1 protein-coding gene is annotated in these 1743 nt (G+C 37.1%); it reads left to right on the top strand.

Annotated elements, in window-relative coordinates; genetic code table 11:
- Positions 1-353 precede the first annotated feature (353 nt).
- Positions 354-1703 carry a flavin monoamine oxidase family protein gene (locus tag V7137_RS29860; protein ID WP_335701424.1) on the top strand — a complete coding sequence of 450 codons (1350 nt, stop codon included), beginning with the start codon at positions 354-356 and terminating at the stop codon, positions 1701-1703.
- Positions 1704-1743: the final 40 nt, after the last annotated feature.

Here is a 1743-nt window from a genome sequence, read left to right as displayed (position 1 = left end):
AAATTTTTTAAAAATTATTATATTATATGATAATTTAATTTCTACTCCATGCATATTTCAATTATTTTAAGGTAGATTTAAAAGTTTGGACTCTTACAACGGCTAGAACTGTGATTTATTTTTGGGGTTTCCACTTTACATATAAGAGTATTTATCAAAATTTTACCTAAAATTTCTAAATTTTTTATTAATTGTTAACTTGAGTTTTACCAACGCAATTTAAAATGTACTTAGTTTTAAGGTTTCAAAACACATTCGAAAACGCTTCCTTTAATTACAGAAATGGAGAGGAGAATGCGATTTGGTAACTAAAATTCTAGAATTAATAAAGGTGTTCAGAAAGGATGATAAAAATGGTTAAACACGTAAAATCTCCTGAAGAAATCTATGATGTAATCGTTGTGGGTGCGGGCTTTGCAGGCATCACAGCATCACGCGAACTAAGCAATCGCGGCTTTAAAACCTTAATTCTTGAGGGTAGAGATCGCATTGGCGGTCGAACATGGACAGACAATCGTTTAGGAAGAGATCTTGAACTCGGAGGTACATGGGTTCACTGGGGTCAGCCACATGTATGGACTGAGATTATGCGTTACGGACTGGAGCTCACTCCGTCACCAGACCATGAAGTTGCCTATTGGTTCGAAGATGGAAAGATGAAGAAAGGGACTAAACTGGAATATTCCGAAATCCTTGGTGAAGCTTTATCACGTTTTTTAGAAGATAGTCATTTGCATATACCTTTTCCTTTCGAGCCGCTTAATTCTCCAACTATGGAAGAAATTGATAAGAAATCTGCACTTGATCGATTAAACGAGCTCCATCTGAACTCTGTTACATACGACAATTTGAAGAATTTTTTAGAAATAGCCTTTAACGGTCCTCCAGAATTAGGTGGATATAGTACTCTTCTTCATTGGCGTTCTCTAGCTATGCACGATTTACAATTTTTGTTTGAAATTCTTGGTAAATATAAATTAGCAAAAGGTACGAAATCGCTTATAGAATCAATCGCTCGTGACTCAGCCGCTGATATACAGTTAACTAAGACTGTATCTGTTGTTGAAAAAGTAGATGACGTGTATAAGGTTTACACGAAAGATGGTGAGATCTTCCATGCAAAAGCAGTTGTTGTTACATTGCCACAAAATGTATTGAATAATATCGAATTCAAACCAGCTTTATCAGAACTTAAGCAAATGGCATCCGCTGAAGGACAAACGAGCCGAGGGATTAAATATTGGGCAAGACTACGTGGTAAGTATGATCCATTTTCGGCCTATTCCCCTTCTGGCAGTCTAATTAGTAGCTGCTATTATGAATATGAAGTAGATGGCGACAGTATAGTTGTTGGATTTGGTTCTGATGCTTCTCGTATCGATCCGAACAACTTGCCAGCTATTCAAAATGAAATACGGAAATGGCTGCCTGAAGCTGAAGTTGTTGAATGTACAGGCCATAACTGGGTGGCAGACGAATTATCAGGTCAGACTTGGAACATGCAAAAGACAAATCAAAAAATCCTTTATATGGCAGAATTACAACGTCCAGAAAATGGAGTGTTCCTAGCAGGCTGTGATTATGCCAGTGGTTGGCCAGGTATGATGGATGGCGCCATTGAAAGCGGTCTAGTTGTTAGCCGTAAAGTTCAAGAATTTTTAACTTTGGAGCATTCTGAAATGAAAAGCATGCCAACTAAATAGCAGACGTAATGGAAAGAATTTAGAAGGGTCGATTTATAAT

It is taken from the genome of Neobacillus drentensis (genome assembly GCF_036962765.1).
GTDB classification, from domain to species: domain Bacteria; phylum Bacillota; class Bacilli; order Bacillales; family Cytobacillaceae; genus Neobacillus; species Neobacillus drentensis_C.
The sequence above is the reverse complement of the archived record's forward strand: the minus strand, read 5'-3'. Positions and strand labels throughout refer to the sequence as shown.

Coding starts and splice junctions, on each gene's coding strand:
- V7137_RS29860 (WP_335701424.1), top strand. CDS start 354: ATGGTTAAACACGTAAAATCTCCTGAAGAAATCTATGATGTAATCGTT.